Genomic DNA, 7,326 nt, shown 5'->3' on the forward strand with positions numbered 1-7,326 from the left:
AGCGGTGAGCATGTCTGACGGCTGCCTGTGAATAGAAAAGGGCCGATCTGTTACGCGCAGATCGGCCCTTTTTGTTTGATCTTTTCGAGCGCCCACAAAAAAGCCCCTGAATCTTTCGATTCAGGGGCTTTGCTATTTGGCTCCACAACCTGGACTCGAACCAGGGACCCAATGATTAACAGTCATTTGCTCTACCAACTGAGCTATTGCGGAATTGGTGCGTATGTTACTGATTCAAAAAGAGAAGTCAAGCATCGGTTATAAAAAACACTGAATCTTCTGGATGGGCGGTGACTTGTCAGCGATTGGCGGTTACCAGAACTGCAGCAGAGGTCTACCATGGCCGCCCGGAAGTGGTCACACGCGCTGCCGGCCATTCGCCGAAAAAGGTCCGCGCCATGAACCATTTGTCCCGCAACAGCGAGGTGTTCGCATGAGCATCGCGCAAATCAGCCTGCCCAAGGGCGTCGGTCCCCACGCCGAAAAACTCTTCGATGCAATCACCCAGGCCAGCACCGCCGAGGAATTGAACCGCGCCGGTGGCAAGGCCGAAGGGTTTGTCTTGGGCCTGGAAAGCACCAAGGCGATCAAAAGCCAGATCGCCGAATCGCTGTACGTCGTTTATGACGACGCCGCGAGTCAGCGTGCGACCGAACTGGCTTAACTGCCGAAGGTGATGGTGCCCATCATCAGTTTGGCGTAAGCCGCAGTGGCTGCGAGTTGCACCAGCCAAAGGACCAGGCCGCCCAGGAACACCCCGGCGGCGACTTGCAGCACCAGGCTCTTTTGGCGTTTTGCCGATGCGCGGGGGATGAAATCATCCAGATCGTCACGGTCGGCGCGCAGGTTGTCGTTTTTCATATCTGATCTCACAAAATTCTGGAATGTACTCATCACCTGTGGGAGCGAGCTTGCTCGCGAAGGCGTCATGTCAGTCGACAACGATGTTGAATGACAGATCGCTTTCGCGAGCAAGCTCGCTCCCACATTTGGACATGTGTGCAGTTTAGAGGGGATAGGGATTGTTTCGTGACAATAAAAAACGGGAAGCCGCAAGGCTTCCCGTTTTTCATCGCAAAGCGGAATCAGATGACCTGAACGATCGCATCCGTCACGGCCTTGATGTTGCTCTGGTTCAGCGCCGCCACGCAGATGCGGCCGGTGTCCAGGGCGTAGATGCCGAACTCGTTACGCAGGCGATGCACTTGTTCAGTGGTCAGGCCGGAGTAGGAGAACATGCCGCGCTGACGACCGACGAAGCTGAAGTCGCGGCCCGGGGCTTTTTCCGCCAGCAGGGCAACCATCTGCTCGCGCATGCCACGAATGCGCAGACGCATTTCCGCCAGTTCGGCTTCCCAATGGGCGCGCAGTTCCGGGCTGTTCAGCACAGCGGCGACGATGCTTGCACCGTGGGTCGGCGGGTTGGAGTAGTTGGTGCGGATCACGCGCTTGACCTGCGACAGCACGCGCGCGCTTTCTTCTTTCGATTCGCTGATGATCGACAGGGCGCCAACGCGTTCGCCGTACAGCGAGAACGACTTGGAGAACGAGCTCGAGACGAAGAAGGTCAAACCGGACTCGGCGAACAGGCGCACAGCGGCGGCGTCTTCGTCGATGCCGTCACCAAAACCTTGGTAAGCCATGTCGAGGAACGGCACGTGACCTTTGGCCTTGACCACGTCCAGCACGTTGTTCCAGTCGGCCGGGGTCAGGTCGACGCCGGTCGGGTTGTGGCAGCAGGCGTGCAGGACAATGATCGAGCCATTCGGCAGGGCGTTGAGGTCGTCGAGCATGCCGGCACGGTTCACGTCGTGGGTGGCGGCGTCGTAGTAACGGTAGTTCTGCACTGGGAAGCCGGCGGTTTCGAACAGCGCGCGGTGGTTTTCCCAGCTCGGGTCACTGATTGCCACAACAGCGTTCGGCAGCAGTTGCTTGAGGAAGTCAGCACCGATTTTCAGTGCGCCGGTTCCGCCGACGGCCTGAGTGGTGATGACGCGACCGGCGCTGATCAGCGGCGAGTCGTTACCGAACAGCAGCTTCTGTACGGCCTGGTCGTAGGCAGCGATGCCATCGATCGGCAGGTAACCGCGCGAAGCGTGTTGAGCAGCTCGAACGGTTTCGGCTTCGATCACGGCGCGCAGAAGTGGAATTCGCCCCTCTTCGTTGCAGTAAACGCCAACGCCCAGGTTGACCTTGGTGGTCCGGGTATCGGCGTTGAAAGCTTCGTTAAGGCCCAGGATTGGATCGCGGGGTGCCATTTCGACAGCGGAGAACAGGCTCATTATTACGGCGGCTCTGAATGGAGAGTGGAGGGACGTGTAGCGCTCCAGCCGAATGCACTAGAGCGGTGCACAAACGGGGAGCTAGTATAGAGGCCATCACTGAGCAATGGCGACAGCGGAATCGGCATTTCGGGTAAGTTTTTCCGATTATTTCTTGACCGTTAGTCGATTGACCCTGTCAGAGACTTTGCTGGATGTAGGACGTTTACCTTGAAAGCCGAGGCAATCGACTCCACATTGAGCACAATCCAGGTTTTTTCTTGCGCGACATCGGTCGTTTGCGGTCGTCCCCGTGGTGTTCCGCTTTGCTCGGAACGCTGCGATCCCAGAGGTGTGTATGTCCGAATTCCAGCTAGTCACCCGCTTCGAGCCCGCCGGCGATCAGCCGCAAGCCATCCGCCAATTGGTGGAGGGCATCGAAGCCGGGCTGGCGCACCAGACGCTGCTCGGTGTGACCGGCTCGGGCAAGACGTTCAGCATCGCCAATGTCATCTCTCAGGTACAGCGTCCGACGCTGGTGCTGGCGCCGAACAAGACCCTCGCTGCGCAACTGTACGGCGAGTTCAAGGCGTTCTTTCCGAACAATGCCGTCGAATACTTCGTTTCGTACTACGACTATTACCAGCCCGAAGCCTATGTGCCGTCGTCCGACACCTTTATCGAGAAGGACGCGTCGATCAACGACCACATCGAGCAGATGCGCTTGTCTGCGACCAAAGCGTTGCTGGAACGCAAGGACGCGATCATCGTCACCACGGTGTCGTGCATTTACGGTCTGGGCAGTCCGGAAACCTATTTGAAGATGGTGCTGCACGTCGATCGCGGCGACAAACTCGACCAGCGCGCACTGCTGCGGCGTCTGGCGGACCTGCAATACACCCGCAATGACATGGATTTTGCCCGGGCAACCTTCCGGGTGCGCGGCGATGTGATCGACATCTACCCGGCGGAATCCGATCTGGAAGCGATCCGCATCGAGCTGTTCGATGACGAGGTCGAAAGCATTTCCGCATTCGACCCGCTGACGGGCGAAGTCATCCGCAAGATGCCGCGCTTCACTTTCTACCCGAAGAGTCACTACGTGACGCCACGGGAAACCCTGCTCGACGCAATCGAACACATCAAAGTCGAATTGCAGGAACGCCTTGAATACCTGCGCAGCAACAACAAACTGGTCGAGGCTCAGCGTCTGGAGCAACGCACCCGTTTTGACCTGGAAATGATCCTCGAGCTGGGCTACTGCAACGGCATCGAAAACTACTCGCGCTACCTGTCCGGACGTCCGGCCGGTGCTGCACCACCAACGCTCTACGATTACCTGCCGGCCGACGCCTTGCTGGTGATCGACGAATCCCACGTCAGCGTGCCGCAGGTCGGCGCAATGTATAAGGGCGACCGCTCACGTAAAGAGACGCTGGTGGAATACGGCTTCCGCCTGCCGTCGGCGCTGGACAACCGGCCAATGCGCTTTGATGAGTGGGAAGGGGTCAGCCCGCAGACCATTTTCGTCTCGGCGACACCGGGCAACTACGAAGCCGAGCACGCCGGGCGGGTGGTTGAGCAAGTGGTGCGGCCGACCGGTCTGGTCGACCCGCAAGTCGAGGTGCGTCCGGCGCTGACTCAGGTCGATGACCTGCTCTCGGAAATCACCAAGCGCGTGGCGGTCGAGGAGCGGGTGCTGGTCACCACGCTGACCAAACGCATGGCCGAAGACTTGACCGATTACCTCGCCGACCACGGCGTGCGCGTGCGTTATCTGCACTCGGACATCGACACCGTCGAGCGGGTCGAGATCATCCGCGATCTGCGCCTCGGCACGTTTGATGTGCTGGTGGGGATCAACTTGCTGCGCGAAGGCCTGGACATGCCGGAAGTGTCGCTGGTGGCGATCCTCGATGCGGACAAAGAAGGCTTCCTGCGTTCCGAACGTTCGCTGATCCAGACCATTGGCCGTGCGGCACGTAACCTCAACGGCAGGGCGATTCTCTACGCCGATCGCATGACCGGTTCGATGGAGCGGGCGATCGGTGAAACCGAACGTCGTCGCGACAAGCAGATTGCTTTCAACCTTGCGAACGGCATCACGCCCAAAGGCGTGTTCAAGGACGTTGCCGACATCATGGAAGGCGCCACCGTGCCGGGTTCGCGCAGCAAGAAGCGCAAGGGCATGGCCAAGGCGGCCGAAGAAAGCGCCAAGTACGAGGCCGAATTGCGCTCGCCGAGCGAGATCGCCAAACGTATTCGCGCACTGGAAGAGAAGATGTATCAGCTGGCGCGGGATCTGGAGTTTGAAGCGGCGGCGCAGATGCGTGATGAGATTGCCAAATTGCGCGAGCGGCTTTTGGCTGTTTGATTGATGTTGCCTGATAGGGCCTCATCGCTGGCAAGCCAGCTCCCACAGGTTTCCTTTGGTGCTCACACATTTCGTGCACACCATCAATCCCTATAGGAGCTGGCAAGCCAGCTCCTTGGTTTCCTTTGGTGCTCACACATTTCGTGTACACCATCAATCCCTGTGGGAGCTGGCTTGCCAGCGATAAGGCCGCTACAGGCGGCACAAAAATCAGTGGGCTTCCCCAGCCTTCAGCCCTTGCGGCAATTTCTTGGTCAGCAAAATCGCCAGCATGCTGATCCCCAGCGCAATCCCGACAAAGTGAAACGCATCGTTGTAGGCCATGATCGCCGCCTGCTGATGGACGATCTCACTCAACTTGCCCAACGCCGCCGTGTCGCTGCCAAACCTGTCGGTCATTGACGCCAGGCGCTCAGCCACCTGCGGATTGGTCGGCACCACCGCCTCGCGCAAATAATCGAAGTAGGTCTTGGTCCGCGCATCCAGCAGCGTCGCGAGCAGAGCAATGCCAATCGCACCGCCAAGGTTACGCAGGATATTGAACAGGCTCGACGCCGACCCCGCGTCCTGCGGGAGGATGTACGCCGTAGCGATCAGGGAAATGGTCACCATGATCAGCGGCTGGCCGAGGGCGCGGATGATCTGGATCTGATTGAACTGCGGCCCGGCAAAGTCAGGGTTGAGCACCCCCGACGAAAAACTCGCCAGCCCGAACAGTCCGAAGCCCAGCGTGCACAGCCATTTCGGCGACACGAACTTCATCAGCTTCGGCACCAGTGGAATCAGAAACAGCTGCGGCACGCCCATCCACATGATCACTTCGCCGATCTGCAGGGCGTTGTAGTTCTGGATCTGCGCCAGATACAGCGGCAGCAGATAAATCGAACCGTATAGCCCGACGCCCATGCCTAGACTGGAAATACTCGAAAGGCCGAAGTTGCGATTGCGCAGGATGCCGAGATTGATCAGCGGATTGGGCCTGGAAATCTGCACGATCACAAAGGTGATCAGGCTGATGAGGGCGATGCTGCCCAGAGTCACGATCAGGTTCGATTCGAGCCAGTCCTTGCGGTGGCCTTCTTCGAGAAATACCTGCAGACAACCGAGGCCGACACCAAGGGTGAGGATGCCGGTGTAGTCGGTGCTTTTCAGCAGTTCCCAGTGCGCTTCCTTCTTCTCCAGCCCGTACATCAGCCCGGCGATCATGATCAGCCCCGGCGGAATGTTGATATAGAAGATGTACTCCCAGCCCCAGTTTTCCGTGAGCCAGCCGCCCAGTGTCGGGCCGATGGACGGGGCGAACGTCGCGGTCATGGCGAACATCGCCATGCCTTTGGCGCGGTGGTGCTCGGGGAGTTTGATCAGGGTCAGGGTGAACGCCAGCGGGATCAGCGCGCCGCCGGTGAAACCTTGCATGGCACGAAACACGATCATGCTTTCCAGGCTCCAGGCCATCGAGCACAGCAGCGACGAAACCAGAAAACCCAGCGACACCCACACTGCCAGCCGCCGCGCCGAGAGCAACTGCACCAGCCACGCGGTCAGCGGGATCATGATGATTTCCGCGACCAGGTACGAGGTGGAAATCCACGAGCCTTCTTCCAGCGTCGCCGAGAGTGCGCCCTGAATATCTTTCAGCGAGGAGTTGGTGATCTGGATGTCGAGTACCGCCATAAAGGCGCCGAGCATCACGCTCATCACCGCGATCCAGTCGCGCCGGGTCGGTTCACCGACCGGGCGGATCAGCGAATCACCGGCCATTGTCCGGGGCGTCTTTGATGTTCACGGTGGCGGTGACCGACATGCCCGGGCGGATCTTGCCGTGCAGCGGGTTGTCGGCCTTGAAGGTCAGTTTCACCGGAATCCGCTGTACGACCTTGGTGAAGTTGCCGGTGGCGTTGTCCGGTGGCAACAGGCTGAACTGCGCACCGGAGGCGGCGAACAGGCTGTCGACCCGTGCTTCGATGGGGGTGTCGCTGTAGGCGTCGAAGGTCAGCTCGGCTTTCTGTCCGGGCTGCATGTGGCCGATCTGGGTTTCCTTGAAGTTGGCCTGAACCCAGATGTCTTCATCGGGGACGATCGACAACAGATAGGCGCCGGCCTGTACGACCTGGCCGTTGCGTGCGGCGCGCTGGCCGACCAGGCCACTGATCGGCGCATGGATTTCGCTGCGGGTCAGATTGAGTTCGGCCTGGGCGAGATCGGCGCGGGCGTTGGCGATCTGTGCGTCGAGGCGCTTGATCTCGGCGGTCAGTGCGTTGACTTGCTGGCGTTGACTCTGCGCATCGGCCTGGGCTTTGGCCACCTGTGAGCGGGCGATGTGGGCATCGGCGGAAAGGGTGGTTACCCGTTCTTCGGAAACGTAGCCGGGTTTGCGCAAGGTTTCCGCACGCGACAGATCCATCTGCGAACGGCCGAGGGTGGCTTGGGTGGTCGCCACTTGCGCGTCGCTGGCGGCGATCAGGCTCGATTGCTGGGTCAGTTTGCTCTGCGCCTGCAAGCGCTCGGCCTCGCGGGTAGCGAGAGCCGCATTGGCGCGATCGACAGCGAGGCGGAAGTCATTGGGCTCAAGGCGCACCAGTAACTGGCCTTTTTCCACGTGTTGATTGTCCTGCACCAGCACTTCGTCGATGCGCGCGCTCAATTGGCTGGAGACGCGAGTGATTTCGCCCTGGACATAGGCGTTATCGG

The 7,326-nt window shown here is 59.6% G+C and carries 6 protein-coding genes and 1 tRNA gene; 2 read left to right on the plus strand and 5 right to left on the minus strand.

Annotated features, from left to right (window positions below; translation table 11 throughout):
• Positions 1-137: 137 nt before the first annotated feature.
• Positions 138-213 (minus strand) — tRNA-Asn (locus DBR24_RS09265).
• 220 nt (positions 214-433) lie between these two features.
• Between DBR24_RS09265 and DBR24_RS09270 the strand changes: the two genes are divergently transcribed.
• Positions 434-664, plus strand: a complete 231-nt coding sequence (locus tag DBR24_RS09270; protein WP_123463450.1) for a hypothetical protein — start codon at positions 434-436, stop codon at positions 662-664.
• Here DBR24_RS09270 and DBR24_RS09275 read toward each other — a convergent pair.
• Both DBR24_RS09275 and DBR24_RS09285 read right to left on the minus strand, forming a co-directional pair.
• Complete coding sequence (locus DBR24_RS09275; RefSeq protein ID WP_093432044.1) at positions 661-861, minus strand: hypothetical protein; 201 nt, start codon at positions 859-861, stop codon at positions 661-663. The two genes, DBR24_RS09270 and DBR24_RS09275, sit on opposite strands and share 4 nt — an antisense overlap.
• Positions 862-1,085: 224 nt before the next feature.
• Positions 1,086-2,282, minus strand: coding sequence for an amino acid aminotransferase (locus DBR24_RS09285; RefSeq protein WP_128614578.1), 1,197 nt, complete (start codon positions 2,280-2,282; stop codon positions 1,086-1,088).
• Positions 2,283-2,619: 337 nt separating this feature from the next.
• On the opposite strand from DBR24_RS09285, the gene uvrB reads away from it, so the two are divergent.
• Positions 2,620-4,635, plus strand: coding sequence for an excinuclease ABC subunit UvrB (uvrB, locus tag DBR24_RS09290; protein ID WP_123463446.1), 2,016 nt, complete (start codon positions 2,620-2,622; stop codon positions 4,633-4,635).
• Positions 4,636-4,845: 210 nt separating this feature from the next.
• Here uvrB and DBR24_RS09295 read toward each other — a convergent pair whose 3' ends face one another.
• Positions 4,846-6,336, minus strand: a complete 1,491-nt coding sequence (locus DBR24_RS09295) for an MDR family MFS transporter (protein ID WP_177490498.1) — start codon at positions 6,334-6,336, stop codon at positions 4,846-4,848.
• Positions 6,337-6,385: 49 nt separating this feature from the next.
• Positions 6,386-7,326, minus strand: a 941-nt coding sequence (locus tag DBR24_RS09300) for an HlyD family secretion protein (RefSeq protein ID WP_146189005.1), incomplete at its 5' end; no start/stop codon positions are given.

The sequence above is a fragment of the Pseudomonas sp. HMWF006 genome (assembly GCF_003061205.1).
Lineage (GTDB): Bacteria > Pseudomonadota > Gammaproteobacteria > Pseudomonadales > Pseudomonadaceae > Aquipseudomonas > Aquipseudomonas monsensis.